At 43.7% G+C, this 18,980-nt stretch carries 20 protein-coding genes; all 20 read right to left on the bottom strand.

Features of this window, described 5'->3' with window-relative positions; translation table 11 throughout:
• Nucleotides 1-4: 4 nt before the first annotated feature.
• The gene (cheY, locus tag ACRN9H_RS02120) at nt 5-388 is read right to left on the bottom strand and encodes a chemotaxis response regulator CheY (protein WP_076496686.1); all 384 of its coding nucleotides are present in this window, start codon (nt 386-388) and stop codon (nt 5-7) included.
• A gap of 47 nt (nt 389-435) precedes the next feature.
• Nucleotides 436-1,149 carry an RNA polymerase sigma factor FliA gene (locus ACRN9H_RS02115; protein WP_432312258.1) on the bottom strand — a complete coding sequence of 238 codons (714 nt, stop codon included), beginning with the start codon at nt 1,147-1,149 and terminating at the stop codon, nt 436-438.
• A complete protein-coding gene (locus tag ACRN9H_RS02110; protein ID WP_432312257.1) occupies nt 1,142-2,023 on the bottom strand; it encodes a MinD/ParA family protein in 882 nt (293 codons plus the stop codon). The genes ACRN9H_RS02115 and ACRN9H_RS02110 overlap by 8 nt, the downstream gene beginning before the upstream one ends.
• A gap of 4 nt (nt 2,024-2,027) precedes the next feature.
• A complete protein-coding gene (flhF, locus tag ACRN9H_RS02105; RefSeq protein WP_432312256.1) occupies nt 2,028-3,413 on the bottom strand; it encodes a flagellar biosynthesis protein FlhF in 1,386 nt (461 codons plus the stop codon).
• 11 nt (nt 3,414-3,424) lie between these two features.
• Nucleotides 3,425-5,524 carry a flagellar biosynthesis protein FlhA gene (flhA, locus tag ACRN9H_RS02100; RefSeq protein WP_263189592.1) on the bottom strand — a complete coding sequence of 700 codons (2,100 nt, stop codon included), beginning with the start codon at nt 5,522-5,524 and terminating at the stop codon, nt 3,425-3,427.
• 263 nt (nt 5,525-5,787) lie between these two features.
• Entirely contained in the window at nt 5,788-6,918 is a 1,131-nt protein-coding gene (gene flhB / locus ACRN9H_RS02095; RefSeq protein ID WP_432312255.1) for a flagellar biosynthesis protein FlhB, read from the bottom strand.
• 18 nt (nt 6,919-6,936) lie between these two features.
• A complete protein-coding gene (gene fliR / locus ACRN9H_RS02090) occupies nt 6,937-7,734 on the bottom strand; it encodes a flagellar biosynthetic protein FliR (protein WP_432312254.1) in 798 nt (265 codons plus the stop codon).
• Between the two features lie 4 nt (nt 7,735-7,738).
• Complete coding sequence (gene fliQ, locus ACRN9H_RS02085) at nt 7,739-8,008, bottom strand: flagellar biosynthesis protein FliQ (protein WP_076496679.1); 270 nt, start codon at nt 8,006-8,008, stop codon at nt 7,739-7,741.
• Between the two features lie 16 nt (nt 8,009-8,024).
• Nucleotides 8,025-8,771: a flagellar type III secretion system pore protein FliP gene (gene fliP, locus ACRN9H_RS02080; RefSeq protein ID WP_220773032.1), complete on the bottom strand. Its 747-nt coding sequence runs from the start codon at nt 8,769-8,771 to the stop codon at nt 8,025-8,027.
• Nucleotides 8,768-9,196, bottom strand: a complete 429-nt coding sequence (gene fliO, locus ACRN9H_RS02075) for a flagellar biosynthetic protein FliO (RefSeq protein ID WP_432312253.1) — start codon at nt 9,194-9,196, stop codon at nt 8,768-8,770. The genes fliP and fliO overlap by 4 nt, the downstream gene beginning before the upstream one ends.
• A gap of 30 nt (nt 9,197-9,226) precedes the next feature.
• Entirely contained in the window at nt 9,227-9,607 is a 381-nt protein-coding gene (gene fliN, locus ACRN9H_RS02070; RefSeq protein WP_220773034.1) for a flagellar motor switch protein FliN, read from the bottom strand.
• An 11-nt stretch (nt 9,608-9,618) separates the two neighbouring features.
• Nucleotides 9,619-10,647, bottom strand: coding sequence for a flagellar motor switch protein FliM (gene fliM / locus ACRN9H_RS02065; protein WP_432312252.1), 1,029 nt, complete (start codon nt 10,645-10,647; stop codon nt 9,619-9,621).
• 49 nt (nt 10,648-10,696) lie between these two features.
• On the bottom strand, nt 10,697-11,212 hold the full coding sequence (fliL, locus tag ACRN9H_RS02060) for a flagellar basal body-associated protein FliL (RefSeq protein WP_432312251.1): 516 nt from the start codon (nt 11,210-11,212) through the stop codon (nt 10,697-10,699).
• A 101-nt stretch (nt 11,213-11,313) separates the two neighbouring features.
• Entirely contained in the window at nt 11,314-12,696 is a 1,383-nt protein-coding gene (locus ACRN9H_RS02055) for a flagellar hook-length control protein FliK (protein WP_432312250.1), read from the bottom strand.
• Between the two features lie 245 nt (nt 12,697-12,941).
• Complete coding sequence (gene fliJ / locus ACRN9H_RS02050) at nt 12,942-13,388, bottom strand: flagellar export protein FliJ (RefSeq protein WP_432312249.1); 447 nt, start codon at nt 13,386-13,388, stop codon at nt 12,942-12,944.
• A 29-nt stretch (nt 13,389-13,417) separates the two neighbouring features.
• Complete coding sequence (fliI, locus tag ACRN9H_RS02045) at nt 13,418-14,755, bottom strand: flagellar protein export ATPase FliI (protein ID WP_263189605.1); 1,338 nt, start codon at nt 14,753-14,755, stop codon at nt 13,418-13,420.
• 13 nt (nt 14,756-14,768) lie between these two features.
• Entirely contained in the window at nt 14,769-15,752 is a 984-nt protein-coding gene (fliH, locus tag ACRN9H_RS02040) for a flagellar assembly protein FliH (RefSeq protein ID WP_432312348.1), read from the bottom strand.
• Nucleotides 15,739-16,785, bottom strand: coding sequence for a flagellar motor switch protein FliG (fliG, locus tag ACRN9H_RS02035; RefSeq protein WP_432312248.1), 1,047 nt, complete (start codon nt 16,783-16,785; stop codon nt 15,739-15,741). Before fliG ends, fliH begins: the two co-directional genes overlap by 14 nt.
• Nucleotides 16,778-18,457, bottom strand: coding sequence for a flagellar basal-body MS-ring/collar protein FliF (fliF, locus tag ACRN9H_RS02030; protein ID WP_432312347.1), 1,680 nt, complete (start codon nt 18,455-18,457; stop codon nt 16,778-16,780). Before fliF ends, fliG begins: the two co-directional genes overlap by 8 nt.
• Nucleotides 18,458-18,502: 45 nt before the next feature.
• Complete coding sequence (gene fliE / locus ACRN9H_RS02025) at nt 18,503-18,838, bottom strand: flagellar hook-basal body complex protein FliE (protein WP_028761191.1); 336 nt, start codon at nt 18,836-18,838, stop codon at nt 18,503-18,505.
• Nucleotides 18,839-18,980 lie beyond the last annotated feature (142 nt).

Genomic DNA, 18,980 nt, shown 5'->3' with positions numbered 1-18,980 from the left:
TTGCTCAAGCGAGTCGTTCGAATATTTTATCTAACTTCTCTTTCAGCGTTGCCGCAGTAAAAGGCTTAACCACATAACCATTCACACCCGCTTGAGCGGCTGCAATGATTTGTTCACGTTTTGCTTCAGCAGTCACCATTAATACGGGTAAATGCTTAAGCGAATCATCTGCGCGAATTGCTTTTAACAGGTCAATCCCTTGCATGCCGGGCATATTCCAATCTGTAACAACAAAATCAAAACCTCCCTTTTGCAACATAGGCAAGGCGGTTGAGCCATCGTCTGCTTCTTGGGTGTTATTAAACCCCAAGTCTCGCAACAAGTTCTTGATGATACGCCTCATTGTTGAAAAATCGTCAACAATAAGAATCTTCATATTCTTGTCCAAGGTTTCCTCCGGTGAGCCGACATAATGTGCTCAATTAATAATTATATTTATGTCCACTGCTTGAGCTTAGCTTTCAATCGCAGCATTGCCTGACTTAATATCTGGCTAACCCGTGATTCGCTAACCTCAAGAATGGCGCCAATTTCTTTTAAATTCAATGCTTCATCGTAGTACAGGGATAACACTAATGCATCTCTCTCTGGCAATAGTTTAATAGCCTCAACTAACGCTGTATGAAATTGAGTCTTAGCTAATGTTTCAAATGAATCATCATCAGACCAATCAGTGTCGGTCAGTATATCCTGAGATACACCTAAATCTTCTATCCCTATGATTTTACCAACAGAAACATCGTTAAGAATATGATGGTATTCATCGAGTGTCATATCAAGTTTTTCTGCAATTTCCGTGTCGCGTGCATCACGCCCCAGAGATTGTTCTAACTCACCCATTGCCTGTGCGACCATACGATTATTTCGATGAACGGAACGCGGAACCCAATCGCCACGACGAATTTCATCGAGCATAGCCCCACGGATCCTTATGCCGGCGAAGGTTTCAAACTTTGCACCCTTGTCACCATCAAACTTGGACGATGCTTCTAATAACCCCATCATCCCAGCTTGCAGTAAATCATCTAACTGCACGGATGCAGGTAGCCTAGCGAGTAAATGATGCGCAATTCTTTTAACCAACGGAGCATACTGTTCAACGATAGATGATTTATTGTCTAAACAAGTATACGCTGCGGCTTTATTCACTCGTTTTTTCCTCTTGAAAATCTGGTCGTTGTACTAAACGTTCAACGAAAAACTCCAAATGCCCACCAGGTTGCTGCGGAACGGGCCAGCTCATAATTTTATTCGCTAATCCTTGATAGGCAATTGCCGATGGTGACTTAGGATAAGCTTCAACCACAAGCTTTTGTTTACGTACTGATTTACGAAGATTTTCATCAAATGGAATCGTTGCGACTAACTCAAGTGCGACATCTAAAAATCTATCCGTCACTTTGCTTAGTTTAGCAAATAATTCCATACCCTCACGTAAACTACGCACCATATTGGCAACTATTTTAAAACGGAATACGCCATGCTCACGACTTAATATTTTAATCAGAGCATAAGCATCGGTGATTGAAGTAGGCTCATCACATACCACAACTAATACATCCTGCGAAGCACGTGAGAAGCTGAGTACCATATCTGAAATCCCTGCGGCAGTATCCACAACCAGAATATCAAATTGAGTTCTCATCTCGCTAAAGGCACGAATCAATCCCGCATGCTGTGCGGGACTTAATTCTACCATTCCTTGCATTCCTGATGTTGCGGGTACGATCCCAATTCCCTTAGGACCACGTACAATAATATCGTCAAGCTCAGCATCACCAGAAAGGACGTGCGATAAATTACGCTCGGCGCGAATACCTAGCATGACATCGACATTGGCGAGGCCAAGGTCAGCATCAAGCACCAATACACGCTTGCCTTTTTCGGCTAATGCCACTGCAGTATTAATGGAAACCGTGGTTTTACCAACACCACCTTTACCACCGGTTACTGCAATTACTTTCACTTTTTCGTTGTAGGGTTGATTCATCATACGTAAACCACTTGCTTGATCCAGGGTCATAAATCTACTCAAATGCACAGGCCATATTATCTGACCACGCTGTGTCTTGTAATAATTGTTGTTCTGTACTATCTAACGCTTCGAGCGCCTGCTGGGCTAAAGTCAGGGTATCCGCCACTTTCATATCTTCAGGAACTCTTTGTCCATCAGTAACGTAACTTAATGGCAATCCATTTTGGATCAACACGCTTAATGCCCCTGCGAGTGACACAGATTCATCAAGCTTTGTAAGAACGACACCAGATAAAGGAATGCGTTTAAAATGATTAACAGCATCTTGCAGCACACGGCGCTGTCCTGTGGCTGACAGTACCAGATAACTGCGAATTGGTATCCTGCTATTTGCAGTTAAATTATCAAGTTGCTGGTAAAGGCGCATATCTCGCTGCCCCATGCCAGCCGTATCGATCAAAACGAGCTTGCGATTACGAAATTGATAAAGAATTTGTTCTAACTCATTTAGATCATGAGCTTGCTTTACTGGACAGCCCATTATTTTGCCATAAGTTGCTAATTGCTCATAGGCACCAATACGATAATGATCAGTGGTGATCAAGGCGACATGCTCTGCGCCATGGTGAGCCGCAAAACGTGCAGCAAGTTTAGCTAAGGAAGTCGTTTTACCAACACCTGTTGGTCCAACTAATGCAACAACCCCGCCCTGCCTCACAATATCATCGCCTTGATTATCTAACATATTGGCTAGGCTTTGAGGTAAGGCTCTGACTAATTCTGCTGGCGTATAATGTTGGCTGAGCGCCGCTAATTTATTTGCTACGGCTGGAGAAAACTCGGCCTCGAGTAACTTGGCCTCAAGCATAGCACCAACGGGATCAATACGCTTTTTATGCTCCGTCATTAAAGAAGACACCTGATGCGTCAATAAATTACGCAGTGATGCTAATTCGTCACGCATAGCCTCAATATCAGCGGTCTGCTTTTGAGAGGTTTGTGGTTTTTTATCAAACATAGCAGGTGGTTCACGCCGCTCAGGTTTAGTCGCTGTTGCTGGCGCTTGTAAGCCTTTTGCCCATGCGGGTAATTCAGCGTCAGCTTGCTGATGTGACATTTGTTGATTCAAACGGCTTTGTTGTTTTTCTAATAAAGCCTGTAACGAATCTGCCGGTGCAGCTGGCTTAGCACGGGTTTCAACCCGAACCGGCTGTTTAGCCCCTAATGAGACAAGATCATCACTCACGTCCATAAAGGTCGGCGCTGGCGCAGTTAACGCAGCCTTAGCTTTAGGTTCGTCATAGTCAACTGCGGCGACAATTTCAATACCACCGTTAACTTTTTTATTCGACATAATGACGGCATCTGAGCCGAGTGTTTCTTTCACTTGGGCCAGTGCAGCGCGCATGTCTTTGGCAAAAAATCGTTTAATCTTCACTTATGCGTCCTCTACTGACCCACTGCAGATACAATACGTATTTGCTTCTCATCAGGTATTTCTTGGTAAGAAATGACTCTCAGATTAGGAATAGTATGTTTAACAAAGCGTGACAGCGTCGCGCGTAACATACCTGACGTCAACAATATGGCGGGTTGTCCGACCATTTCTTGCTTCTGAGCAGCATCAGCAAGTGACTGCTGCATACGCTCTGCAAGACCAGGTTCGATATTTGGACCATCTCCACCTGTCGCTTGCATTGACTGATGCAACATCTGTTCCAACTCTGGCGCCAACGTTATGACGGGGATTTCTAGCTCTGGGCCTGAGATTTCCTGAACTATCATGCGTTTCAATGCTATACGCACTGCAGCAGTTAACACTTCCGTATCATTACTCTTGGTGCCGTATTCTAACAAAGTTTGTACTATTGTGCGCAAGTCTCTGACCGAAACACCTTCATTTAATAGGTTTTGCATCACTTTTACGACATGTCCTAACGGCATAATGTCGGGGATAAAGCCATCAACAAGTTTAGGTGAGTGTTTTGCAAGCATATCCATCAGTTGTTGGACTTCTTCATAACCGAGTAACTTAGCAGCATTATTTGTTAGCAATTGACTAATATGGGTTGCTACAACCGTTGCGGCATCAACTACGGTATAACCTAATGTTTGTGCATGCTCACGCAATTCTGGCGCTATCCACACCGCCTCTAAACCAAATGCTGGATCGCGCGTTTCGATACCATCCAGTTTTCCATACACTTGACCAGGGTTGATGGCTAATTCGCAGTCATGGCGAATATCAGCTTCTCCTACGACAACTCCCATTAACGTAATGCGATAGGCATTGGGAGATAAATCTAAATTGTCACGAATATGCACAGCAGGGACCAAGAAACCCAATTCTTGAGAAAGTTTTTTACGCACACCTTTGATGCGGCTAAGTAACTCGCCACCCTGTGCTTTATCGACTAGCGGTATAAGACGATAGCCAACCTCAAGACCTATAGTATCAACATGATGTACATCATCCCAACCCAGTTCCTTCGGTTCTGAATTTTGTCTTTCAATGGGGCCTGATTTAACCTGTTCTAAAGCGACAACGCGTTTAGTCTCATTTCGCTTATAGACAAAATATGCAGCACAAGCCGTTAACACCGCGAAGCTTAAAAATGCCATATGCGGCATACCTGGGACAATTCCCATGACAAACAGTACACCTGCAGCGATACCCAATGACTTATGACTGTCAAACATCTGACTCATCATCATTTGGCCCATATCGCCGGATTCATTTTGACGGGTAACCATTAGTGCCGCGGCAATAGAGAGTAAAAGGCCCGGTATTTGTGCGACGAGTCCATCACCAATCGTCAACAAAGTATAAATTTCGACGGCTTCAGTGAAACTCAAATCATGCTGCACAATCCCGATAATAAAACCACCTAAAATATTGATCACAAGAATCATGATCCCAGCGATTGCATCACCTTTTACAAATTTTGAAGCACCGTCCATCGCACCGTAAAAGTCGGCTTCACGAGTCACTTCTGCCCGGCGAATTCTCGCTTGTTCTTGGTTTAAAGTACCGGCGTTTAAGTCGGCATCAATTGCCATTTGCTTGCCAGGCATAGCATCCAAGGTAAAGCGTGCACTCACTTCAGCAATACGCCCCGCACCTTTAGTGACAACGGCAAAGTTAATAATAATGAGGATAATAAATACAACTAAACCAACTGCATAGTTACCACCAATCACGACAGACCCGAAGGCTTCGATAACCTTACCGGCCGCATCACCACCATTATGGCCTTCGAGTAATACCACTCGAGTTGAGGCTACGTTTAGCGCAAGGCGTAATAGAGTTGCAACTAATAGCACTGTCGGAAAAGCAGCAAAATCTAACGGTCTATCGGTATAAATAGCTACAAGTAAGACGATAAGTGCGAGTGCAATATTAAAAGAGAAGAGTATATCGAGTAAAAATGGGGGAATGGGCAGCACAATCATGGCTAATGAAGCAAGCACAATCAAAGGCGTACCAATGCCTTTGAATGAACTCAGTTTCATTTGTTTTACTTGACCAAGAGTCGCTTTAACATCCATTCGCTATAACCAAAATTTTGACATGTAACAATCGAAAAGCAAAAAATGAGCCAACAAAAACACCGACTGAGTTGAAATTGATATAAACATAACTGACAGACTAAATTATCGGCAAAAATAGATGGGTAGGCCCGCAGAAATAGCTTTAAAAACAGTGCAGAGAGTCATACGACACATAAGGCTTAAGCATTGGTAACGCTATCGACATCTTGAGTGTTACAACTCACCCACTATGAGTTATTTGCGCTATTCACTTCAAAAAATTAATATTTTAATTCATCAGGAATAGGCTGATTAAGTGGAATAGGGATAGGTTTACGGCCACGGCCTTTCTGATACTGTCGTAACTGGAATACATAAGCCAAAATCTGTGCAACCGCGGTAAATAAGCCTTCAGGAATTTGCTGATCTATCTTAGTGGTATGGTAAATTGCTCTAGCAAGCGGCGGCGCAGAAACAATGGTAATATCATGTGAACGCGCAATTTCGCGGATTTTAAAGGCAACATCATCAACACCTTTAGCAATCACAAAAGGCGCTGCTGAACGCTTCACATCATATTTAATAGCCACAGCAAAATGCTCAGGGTTGACCACAATAACATCGGCATTCGGCACTTCAGCCATCATGCGTCGTTGCGCTAATTCACGCTGCATTTGTCGAACTCGTCCTTTAACCTCAGGCTTACCTTCGGTATCTTTATATTCATCCTTGACTTCTTGCTTGGTCATTTTAAGCTGTTTGTTGTGATTCCAAATTTGGAATGGCACATCAATAACAACAATAAATAAAATCGAAGAACATAACAGAATAAACATCCAAATCAGTAAATCTAAAGCATGGTAGACGTTGCCCGGAAGATGGTCACTAGACAACAACATAATATCGTTAAAATAGTAACTTAATAAAAAGTATGCCGAAAAAGCCACGACGGAAAACTTAGCAATACCTTTAGTCAGTTCAACTAATGCTTGCACACCAAACATACGTTTAAAACCCGCTATAGGGCTCATTTTACTGGCTTTAGGCATCATTGCCTTAGTCGAAAAATTAATTCCTCCGAGTAAAATATTCCCGATAAATGCCACAACAACAATCAATAACATAATTTTAGCCATCGGCCAGGCTATTTCGCTTGTAACCACGCCCCATACATTGAACATTTCATTTGTATCAAAAATTTGCGCCCTATCCATGGTAAATACGGTTTCAAACACCCGAACTAAGCTGATGGCTAGACTTGGGCCCAACATATAAAAGCCACTGGCAGCCGAAATTAATACTGCCGCAGTTCCCAGTTCTTTTGAGCGAGCAATCTGGCCTTTTTCCCGCGCCTGTTCTAAACGCCTCCCTGTGGGTTCCTCACTACGTTCGCCACTTGATTCTTCAGCCATTTGCAGCTCCTAATATCATCAGATAAGGCCATCGGCGTTACATTGCAAACTGAGCATATCGCAGAGCAAAAGCTGAGCGGTAGACCAAACCTCATCAAAATGAGCCATGACAGGCGTTAAGGTTAACCAAAGAATAAATAGCCCGCCGATCATAGTGATCGGAAAACCAATAGAGAAAATATTTAATTGCGGCGCGGCGCGGGTCATCACACCAAAGGACAAGTTCACTAATAATAAGGCAATGATTGCCGATATCGACATAGTTAACGCTGCGCCAAACATATACGAACCCCAGTCAGCTAATGCCCGATAACTGGTAAGAGTTAAACCTTGATTGGAAATAGGTAGCGTTTCAAAACTTGCGACCAACATACGGATCATTAACAGATGACCATCGACGGCTAAGAAAATCAACGTCGCAAGCAATAGAAAAAAGTTACCAATGACAGGTGTTTGCTGCCCAGACCCAGGATCAACCATAGAAGCAAAGCCTAAACTGGTTTGCATACCGATAATCTGCCCTGTTAATACAAATACTTGCATCACCATCTGAGTAACAAACCCCATAGCGACACCAATAATAATTTGCTGAGCCGTAATAAATACAGCTCCTAAAGAGAATAATTCGACGTTCTCAACAGGAGGAAGAATAGGAGCAATAGAGAAGGTAATCGCCATGGCTAATAATAAACGCACACGGGCAGGTGTGGTTGCAGCGCCAAATACCACCATCACCATCAGCATACTCGCCACCCGAAATAAGGGCCAAATATACGCTGCAATGGTTTGGGTTATGGTATCGAGCAACACCTCCATTTTATTAGCCTATCACTTGCGGAATGCGATTAACCATCTCGATAAAAAAGTCCATTAGGGTTTGAACCAACCAATGACCCATAAACATTAAACCGAACAGAGTGACTAATAATCGAGGTAAGAAACTTAAGGTTTGCTCGTTAATTGATGTCGCAGCTTGGAATACAGCAACGATAAGCCCAATGCCGAGTCCTGGTAGCACAATAGCCGACACCATCATTACAATAACGGCGAGTGCCTCGCGAAAAATATCAATTAGGGCTTCTGGACTCATGCGTATTTCCCTTTGGCTACCCGAAACTATTGGCTAATGTCCCAAGGACTAAGCTCCAACCATCAACGAGAACAAATAGCATTATCTTAAACGGCAGAGACACAATCATAGGAGAAAGCATCATCATACCCATGGCCATCAGAATACTCGCAACTACAAGATCTAATACCAAAAACGGCACAAAGAGCATAAAACCAATTTGAAAAGCGGTTTTTAGCTCACTGGTTATAAATGCAGGAATAAGCACACTCATAGGCGCTTCTTCAGGGGACTTAATCCCTTGATAACCAGAAATTTCAATGAACGTTTTTAAATCCGTCGTTCTGACTTGACCTAGCATGAACGCCCTAATGGGTTCTTTACCTTTATCAAATGCTTGCTGTAACGTTAACTGCTCTTCGATATAGGGCTTTACACCTTCGTCATAAATTCGGTCAAACACGGGCGCCATAATAAAAAAGGTCATAAACAAACTCATACCAATTAAGACCTGATTAGAAGGAGTTTGTTGTAAACCAATGGCTTGACGCAAAATAGAGAGGACAATAATAATCCGCGTGAAAGAGGTCAACATAATCAGCATCGCGGGTAAAAAGCTTAGCGATGTCATCAGCAGTAAAATTTGCATGGTAACCGAATATTCGGTTGAACCGTCTGGCCCCGTTGTGACAGTCACTGCGGGTAAAACACCATCAGCAGCCCATGCCGATGGCATAAAGAGCAAAATGATGAACCCAACTAACGCCAGAATACGTGTTGTCATTGTTTTGATTTCGCCTGACGTAGCCGACTCGCAAAAGAGTCTGACTCGATGTGGATTGGCTCAGCCAGCTTATCTATCAAATTGACCTGCTGTGCACTAACACCAATTAAATATTGTTGTGCCCCCAGTTGCACCAACACTATCCGCTCTTTCTGTCCAAGAGACGTCACTGCAAGCGTTTTTAAAACACTATTATTGGCAGGAACAAGATTAAAACGTCTTAATAAATATGCCAGAGTAAAAATTAACAACAAAACAACAATTAAGCCACCTAACATACTCGCCAAGGTCGCTATCTGCGAAGGCTCATGTAATGATGCAGCAGAATTAGCGATATTAGTAGTATTTGGCGTGTTATCAGCCAGTAAGCTAGTTCCTTCAGCCTGCGAGGCTACGGCTAAACTCAGTATTACCGATGTATTCATCAAAAAATCCAACTCGATTTATCTTCACTATTATTTAAGCTTTTTAATGCGCTCAGTCTGGCTGATAACATCGGTTAAGCGAATACCAAATTTATCGTTTACCACCACCACTTCACCATGAGCAATCAATGTTCCGTTGACCATCACATCCAGTGGCTCACCAGCAACCCTATCTAGCTCGACTACAGAACCTTGATTCAACTGCAATAGATTACGAATACTGATATAACTACGACCCACTTCCATCGAAATAGTCACGGGAATATCTAAAATCGTATCTAGCTTTGCTGCCTCAGCTTGACTAATCGGCCTTGAATCGTCTACCAGCTCATCAAGCTTAATTGCGTTAGCTTCTTCTAGTGCTTGTTCTGCCATTGCTGCAGCCCAATCATCGTTATCTTCTGTGCTCATCTTACTTCACCCTATAATTCTGATATATCACGAGTTTTATTTTTTCGTGTCACTAATTGCAACTCGGATTTGACGGTTTCTGGACGCGGGATTTTTTCACAAATCTTAAGAGCTAGATTATCTCTAGAACGCCCCATTTTACAACGGTACGTTGGTAAGTCTTCGATTCTCATCATGATATATTCTGGTAACTCAATTGGAATAATATCACCCGCTTTAAAATTCATCACATCCTTAAGAGTCACTTCATGTTCAACAATGTTGGCATCAAATCCGACCTTAACATCCATTATTTCATCGTGTAGCGCTTGGGACCAACGCATGTCAGTATCTTGTTTATCACTCTGTACCCCCGCATCGAGTAACTCTCGAATGGGCTCAATCATAGAGTAGGGCATGGTTATATGAAAATCCCCCCCGCCGCCATCGACTTCAATATGGAATGAATTGATGACCACTACTTCTGTAGGACTGACGATGTTTGCCATGGCTGGATTAACTTCTGAGTCCAAATAATCGAACTCGACATCCATTACTGGCGCCCAAGCTTCTTTATAATCTTCAAAAATAATCTTCAGTAATAATTGTACAATTCGTCTCTCTGTCGGCGTGAATTCTCGACCTTCAATTTTTGCATGGAAACGTCCATCACCACCAAAAAAGTTGTCGACGAGAATAAACACTAATCGCGCTTCCATAGTGATCAGCGCAGTCCCTTTTAGTGGGCTAAAACGCACCATGTTTAAGCTTGTAGGAACGAATAGTGTATGAACGTACTCTCCAAATTTGAGCATTTGTACGCCGTTAATGGATACTTCAGCAGCACGACGCATCATATTGAACATACTGATCCGTAAGTGACGGGCAAAACGCTCATTAACGATTTCCAACGTGGGCATACGCCCACGTACTATTCGATCTTGCGAAGAGAAATCATAGGACCGTGCATCCTCAGGGGAGATGTCATCTTCATCGTCATCGACGTCATCGACTCCGTGTAAAAGCGCATCAATTTCGTCTTGGCTTAATAAATCACTCACTATATTGCCTTCGCCTCTTTAGATTTCTTACCGACTGACAGTACAGTTGTTACTGCATAACAAAGCCGGTGAATAATACTTTTTCGACCACTTTACGCCCCGTCACTGACTGCAGGGTATTTTGCACACTCAAAAGTGCTAGCTGGCGTAATTCATCTTTACCCGCTTGCGTACTGAGCCTCTGAACGTTGGAACTACTAAACGTAGTCAACAGTGCATCTTCAATTAACGGAATGTGTTTTTGTGTCAGCACTTCATCTTCAGTTCCGCGTACCATAAGTTGAACCTTAATCTCAACTAAGCGGGCTCTATCTGAACCGGGAAGATTGAATAAAAAGGGACGTGGCATAGGAACATAAGCGGCAACCCCTGCCCCACTTGGCACTTCTGTTTGTACAGCACCCTCTGCGGGAATGGCCACATCTTCTGAACTGCTTCCTAGAAAAAACCATAATACGGCAGCGATAATCAACAGAACAACAAGTCCCGCGCCTACGATAAAGAGTTTTTTCTTGCTTTTCGATTTTTCAGTGCTTTCCAGCTCTAACGATTCTTCCTTAGGCATTCACTATTCTCTTCAATTTAGGCGAAAACGTATTACGTTTTACTATCTTTATCAAAACGTAACTACATTATTAGTGCGAGTCATCGCTATAGGTTACCTGCTTAAGCGTAATAATCTATACCTGAATTTATACTCGTGGTTTGATTTAACACTAAATTAAGTTCTTCTGCTGAGATTTCATCCACATCAGCATGATTTGAACCTTCTCCATCGCCAAAACCACCTTCTCGACGTTGGCCTTGGTCCCCTTGGAAAACATGACTGTCAGCTAATTGCATACCTTGTTCTTGTAATAATTCACGTAGTCTTGGCATGGCTTGTTCAACCAAATCGCGAGTTTGTGACTGAGTTACATGAAACTGCACTTGGGTTTGATCGCCATGTACTTGTATTTTCACCAGCATATGGCCTAATTCTGGCGGATCGAGTCGGATCTCGGCGTGTTGAATACCTTGGCTTACCATAGTAATCAACTGCTGTCTCATGACGGGTGAAAACCGTTGAATCATCTCTTGCATTTGATTCTGCTGTTCAACACCTTGGCGTAAGGACAATTGTACCGGCACAGTTTCTTGACGGCTCAACTGCGAAAGTGATAATCCCTGGGTTGATGATGTAGGCTTAAGATCTGAGAAAGCACTGTCATCGTCCATGGAGTTGCCGTCTCGTGGAGTCTCCATAGCAACAATCAATTTAGCATCTTTAAGTAATAAATTTGCCGCTGCATCAGTATTCATATCCGCATCAAGAGATTTTTTTGGTCCTGTCTCCGTTTTGGATACCTCAGATGCAACGGGAGAACCTAAGGTATCAAACTCAAAAGTATTTGCCGATGTAGTGCTATTAGCGGATTTGAGACCAGTAAGTGCCGAGTCATTAGCCATTGGTTTTGCGATAGTGACTTGATTAATCAGATTGTCTTGAGACTTATCAATAGCACTATTGATATTTGTTGCCACTGACTGGTTTTTCGTATATTCATTGCTTAATATCATCGAGTCATCGATTACATCACTTATATTCTGGGTATCAGCAAGCGCATTGGTGCCTAATGGTGATATCAATGAAGGATCTGCTGATAACGCCAGTGACTCATTAATATTTTGATCATCAGAAATTACCGTTTCAACATCAATTATTGCACCTTCACCTTCAGTGTTCAAAAACGCTAACGGCAACACATCTCCCTCTGCTGCCGTTTTCTTCATGTCATTTGCCATACCGATTTGAGCAAAGATGAGGCTAACATCGTCACTATCCGTTAATTTATCTTCATCTAGGGATTTATCTTGAGATGTAATCTGCGAAGACTCATCTAGATTGACCGATGTTTTTTTAGATGACAAAACAGCGTTCGAGTTAGCAGTAACGGAAGAGAGTGTAGATGAAAAGTCTTCATTATTAGACTCTTGTGAAGATATCTTCGCGGAGTTGGCCGCAGCATTTCCTGTTTTACTCAACAGGATATTGGTCATTTGTTGCATAAGCACTCCCAAACATTACCCATGCTTCACTGAAAACAGCTAGGTAGAAACGTCAATTTATCGCTGCGATTGCAGAGGTATGGCATAGACCCAAGCAAATAAGATGCCAAAGCGTTAACGTTTACGGTGCATATCGTATGATTGGAGACAATTCATTCGAAGTGTAAGTTTATAGCCTGATATAAACAACAGCTTGGCTCAAAACCAGAGTTAGCACTCACTGAATGAGCAAGCGTAAAATAAGCCTAGCGCTGATGACGACGGAAAAACTGTTGAGAAGCAAATTCATCAGTCATTTTTTGTTCGCGTTTTTGCTCAACAACTTGGCGCTTTTTCTCTTTACTGGCTAATAGTAATTCCACCGCTTTACGTTTTTTCTGTTTTTCTAACCAATGCTGTTGTCTATATTCCTTTTGCATTTCCCCATCGGCAACGACACGATTTTGCTGAATAATAGCATCGTCAATCTGTCGAATAAAACGATGAAATTGGTGATAGTGATTAGCGCTAATCGCCTGCCCTTGCTGGGACTGCATTTGTTTCATGTAGTCTAAGCGGTAGTTATTGAGTGCACTCAGTTGATTCAGGCGTTTTTGACACTCTAACTGCGCTGATTTAAGCAACAAGGCCGCTTGTTCTTCGGCATCATTGGCTAACTTTAACACTAACAACAACGGATCGGCGTTAGCCATAATTCACCTCAATTAGTTCAAGCTAGCCATTATTTACATTGCGCGGCAAGTTGCCCGAGCATGAGTTGGCTATCGGCAAAACTGAATGCATCGCGCATGGTTTGTCGCAAAAAAGCATTCATTGCCGGCTGTAATCGTATCGCATTATCGATGCGGGGATCGCTACCTTGAGCGTAAGCCCCAATGGAAATCAAATCTCGATTTTGCTGATACAAAGAATAGGTTTGTTTAACGCGGCGCATCGCTTCCAAATGCTCATTGGAAATGACCATAGGCGCGACTCGGCTAATGGACGCTTCAATATCTATTGCGGGATAATGGCCGGAATCGGCAAGTGAACGTGATAATACAATATGACCGTCGAGAATTGCGCGAGAAGCATCGGCAATGGGATCCTGTTGATCGTCACCTTCGGTCAGCACAGTATAAAATGCCGTAATTGAACCTTGGCCAGGGCCACCGTTTCCGGCGCGCTCAACTAAACGCGGCAGCTTAGCAAACACTGACGGCGGATAACCTTTCGTGGCAGGCGGCTCACCGACAGCCAAAGCAATTTCGCGCTGCGCTTGGGCATAACGAGTCAAACTATCCATGAGTAACAAAACGTTATAGCCTAAATCCCGAAAATATTCGGCAATTCTAGTCGAGGTTTCACAGGCACGAAGGCGCATTAACGGCGAGGTATCTGCAGGTGCTGCGACAACAACGGATCGCGCTCGGCCTTTTTCTCCGAGGATCTCTTCAATAAATTCTTTGACTTCGCGGCCACGCTCGCCCACCAGTCCAACCACAATAATGTCAGCAGTGGTGCCACGGGTCATCATGCCTAAAAGCACACTTTTACCCACGCCAGAACCCGCAAATAAGCCCATACGCTGGCCTTTGCCCACGGTCAACATAGCGTTGATCGCACGCACACCCACATCGAGTGGTTCGGTAATGGCACGGCGAGATAAAGGATTAATCACAGCGCTATGTCGCGGTGCTTGTTGATCGGTTTGCAGCGCCCCTAAACCATCTAACGGCACACCGTTACCATCAAGCACGCGCCCTAATAGTGATAAACCTACATTGAGTCCGGTTTGCTCACCCAAAGGCACCACGCGCGCACCGGGCAATACTCCACGCAATTCTTCTATGGGCATTAAATACAAAAGTTCACCATCAAACCCAACGACTTCGGCAATTAATTCACCAGCCATGGTTTCAATAGAACATAAACTGCCCACCGGTGCCCGGCAACCACTCGCCTCTAGAGTTAAACCCACCACCCGCACTAACTGACCACTGGCCACGGCGCGAAACGGAGGAACTTTATCGGTATGACGATTGAGTTTATTCAATAGTTGATGTTGGCGATTTAGCATGTGCTCCGGCATCCTATTTGGTATCTAAATGCTCACCTGTGTTCGAGGCTGATAGCATATCCTTAGCGTCTTGGTTAACCGTATCGACAGTTTGGTTATCTGCATCATTTACAGTTTGATCATCTGTAGACTCCATCGCCTCAGAAGTAACCACTTGTTTAGCGGTATTTTCAGACTCAATAGTCTCCTGAAGTTGATGTTGTTTATCACTCAAATGCATATGTTGGTTGCGTAGTGACTCGAATACGGTATCAATGCGTGATGAAAGCGTTAAATCAACTAAAGAGCGATGACTACTAAGAATACAATCGCCAGCACTTAAAGTCGGGTCGACTTCAAGTTCCCATTTGCTACGGGTCAATTGAGCGGTGGAATAAAGTTGTTCAACAAGAGTCACATCGTCAGAATGCAAGCGAATGGTCACTGCTTGCTCCTTAATCGGAAGCGATTCTACGCCTAAGCGCAGTGCAGAAAGCACTTGTTCTGGATGGGTTTTTAATTCGTGACCTATGACCGATTTAGCTAATGTCATGCTCAAGTTAAGTAGGGAAAGTTCAATATCGCCATCGAGTAATTGCAATGGTTTTTCAAATTGAGTTAATAAGGCTTCAAACCGTGATAATAATGTTTTAGCTTGGGCTAAGCCGGTTTCTAATCCTTGCTCATGCCCTTGGGTGAGCCCTTCGGTGTGCCCCTGCTCTAAGCCTTCTAAGCGGCCTTTTTCTAACCCTTGTTCATACCCTTGCTGCTTGCCCTCGGTAAAGCCTTCTTCTTCTGCTTGAGCACGAATATCTTCAATCTCAGCCATGGTTGGCGGAGCCACACTCTCAACGGTTGTTGGCTTAGGCTGTTGATGATTTGAACGACCAAATAGATTTGATATTGAATCATCTTCAGCTTCAGTGACATCAGGCAGCGCCCAATGACTAAATTCGATATCACTATCGCTCACAATTTTATTCGACAATTTATTGTCACTTGGATTAGAGGAACTCATCGCCACCAGTGCCACCCAACATAATTTCGCCGCTATCGCTTAAACGACGGGCTATCGACAGGATTTCTTTTTGAGCCACTTCCACCTCACTAATACGAATAGGCCCCATGGCCTCAAGATCGTCACGTAATAGTTCAGCGGCACGTTTAGACATGTTGTTCAAGAATTTATCTTTCAGCTGCTCATCAGTGCCTTTGAGTGCTTTCATCAATACATCTTGTTGTACTTCCCGTAGCATGGCTTGAATACCGCGATCATCAACATCGAGTAAGTTTTCAAATACAAACATCAAATCTTGAATTTGCTGCGCCATTTCTTCGTCTGACTCGCGCATGGTTTCCATCAACTGGCTTTCAATGCCGGTATCTAAGTAGTTCATAATGTTGGCAGCCGCTTTTAGGCCACCCATTTTCGCTGCTTGTGCACCACCTTGGCCAGCAAACTGTTTCTCCATTATATCGTTCAGCTCTTGTAATGCCGCAGGTTGTACTTCTTCAAGGTTTGCGATACGCATCATTAAATCTAGACGGGTATTCTCTGGGAATTGACCGAATATCTCCGCCGCTTGATCGGGATCTAAATAAGATAAAACAATCGTTTGGATTTGAGGATGCTCATTTTGAATAATGGTCGCTACCTGACGCGCATCCATCCACTTCAACGAATCTAAGCCCTTGGCACCGCTACCCATGATGATTTGTTCAATCAAGTTGCCCGCTTTATCAGCTCCTAATGCAGCGGTTAAGGCTTTGCGAACAAACTCTTCGCTGTTAAAACCAATGGACGAATACTTTTGAATATCATCAAGAAACAGCTTGTGTACTCCGATCACTTTTTCTTGACCAAAATCCTCCATCGCGGCCATCGCCATGCCTACTTTTTGCACTTGCTTTGGCTCTAAGTGCTTTAAAATAGAGGCAGCATCGGTCTCACTCAGGCTAAGAAGTAAGATGGCGGTTTTTTCAACGCCACTGATATCTTGAATATTGAAGCCAGATGCAGCAGTGACGTCTTTCGTCTTATTCTCAGCCATTGTCTTGTAACCAATTTTTTATTACTTGGGTAGATAGCTCAGGCTCATTGGCCACAAGCGCACGAATAGCCTTAATCATATCATCATCTTTGTGAAGATTAGGGATATGAATTGAACCATCATCGGCATAACTGTATTCCGCCTCTTTGGTATTGAGCATCCCCAAAGTGTCAGCTGCATACTGATCCTCTATTTCCGCCAGTTCATTCCCGAGCCTCATATCCTCAGGCATATCCACACTGTCTGGGTAGATTAAACGCTTTAGCATCGGGCGCACTACCGCTAAAATCAGCACTAGGATAACCAATGCACCAATGCCTAACTTAACTGCACGCCAGAACCAAGGTTGCTCCCATAAATCGGGTGCGGGTAAATCATCAACTAATTGATCCATAAACGGAACTGTGACAACTTCCAGTACATCACCTCGTTGTGAGCTAAACCCCACAGCGCCTTCGAGCAAGCGACGAATATTACTTAACTCTTGCTCTGTGCGAGCTACACGTGCCACTTGCCCCGTTTCTCCGGCGGCGCCAGGTTTGAAATCAACAGCCACAGATACACTGATACGGCGAACAGAACCGACTTGTTGGCGAGTATGGCTAATAGTGGTATCCAGCTCAAAATTACGCGTCGCTTCACGGTGCGAATTACCCGCGATGACTGACTCTGTTGCTGTCGTAGCGTCTTCTGGAATATTTGATTCCATTGGGGGTTGGTTGGTTAATGCGCCTGGAATGCCACCTGAAGAGCCCGTGCTATTATTTTCAACGGTCATCTCGCTACGCAATGCTGGTAAATCAGGATTATAACGCTTTGATGTTTGCTCGACCGCAGTAAAATCCATGCTGACATCAACTTGCGAGGTGAAATTTTCAGGGCCTAAAATAGGTACTAAAATGGATTCAATCTTAGTACGGTACTCGGCTTCTTTTTGCTGCACTAACTCAAGTTCGCGGCGCGCTATTGCTGATGCGCCATCCTGACTACCTGAGTTTAATAAACGGCCGTTAGAATCGGTGACGGTAACACGTGCAGGCTCGAGTCCTTGAACCGCTGAGGCGACAATATCGACAATAGCATCAACTTCACCTTGGCCCAGACCGCCACGGCGAGTGTTGATAACCACAGTCGCACTCGGTTTTGAGGCGTTACGAGCAAAGACGTTCTCTTTAGGTAAGGCTAAGATCACTTTGGCACGGCTAACACTTTGCAGCTGTTCAATTGCACGAGCTAAATTTTCTTCTTGGCTGTGCTTAAGGCGGGCTTGTTCCATTCTTTGGCTCACACCAAAACCACTGTCTTGAGTCAAAAAATCTTTATTAGCGGTAGAATTGTCAATGCCAGCACGGCTCAACATCATTTTGACTTCTTGGTATTTATCTTCAGGAACTTTAATAACGTCTACATCAATCTGATACTTCACTTTATTTTTATCAAGCACATCTAGCACCTGAACCATTTCCTCGGTTTCCATCTTACCTAATGGACGATACTCAGGCTCTTGGGCCCAAAGCATCACAAATACGGCTAAGGCCAAACAAATTGCCAACGCTAAAATCATTGTAATCTGGCGCAGACTGTCAGCACTGCCAAGATTTGCCATCATTCCTGGCTTATGTTCTTGCTGGACACCTTGGTCAGTTAAGTCGGAATTAGATCCAACAATCATTTCTGTACTCACGATTCGTACCTGCTAATTGGGTTATTTATTGGCCTAGACAGGCATGCTCATGATTTCTTTATAAGCTTCTACAAGTTTATTGCGCACTTGCACCGTTGCCTCAAAGGCGACACTGGCTTTTTCACGGGCGATGACGGTATCAGATAAAGAAACCGTAGTATCCCCCATCTCTAAGCGCGTCGCTAGGTTTGATGATGCCGACTGTAAGCCGCTCACATTACCGACGGCTTGTGATAGCAACTGTCCGAAGTCTGCACCACTAGTGTTATTGACTTGCTGCATGATATTTGGCTGAACGCCGAAAGACGGCGTGATTTCGCCTTGGAGTTTCTGCATTTCCTGCAGGAATGAATTTGCGCCTATTTGCATGCTGAGCTCCCAGTCGTCGAGTTCTTGACGTTCAAAATATCTATATTGAGACAATGCAAAATAACGGCCAAGTTTTCAGTTGGTCGTTATTAACAAGAAACTGACGGATAAAAGAAGAAATCAATATTTAGGCGTTTTGAAT

It is taken from the genome of Shewanella sp. MF08487 (assembly GCF_050848685.1).
Taxonomy (GTDB): domain Bacteria; phylum Pseudomonadota; class Gammaproteobacteria; order Enterobacterales; family Shewanellaceae; genus Shewanella; species Shewanella glacialipiscicola.
Note: the sequence above shows the minus strand (reverse complement) of the source record. Positions and strands in the feature narration are given on the sequence as shown.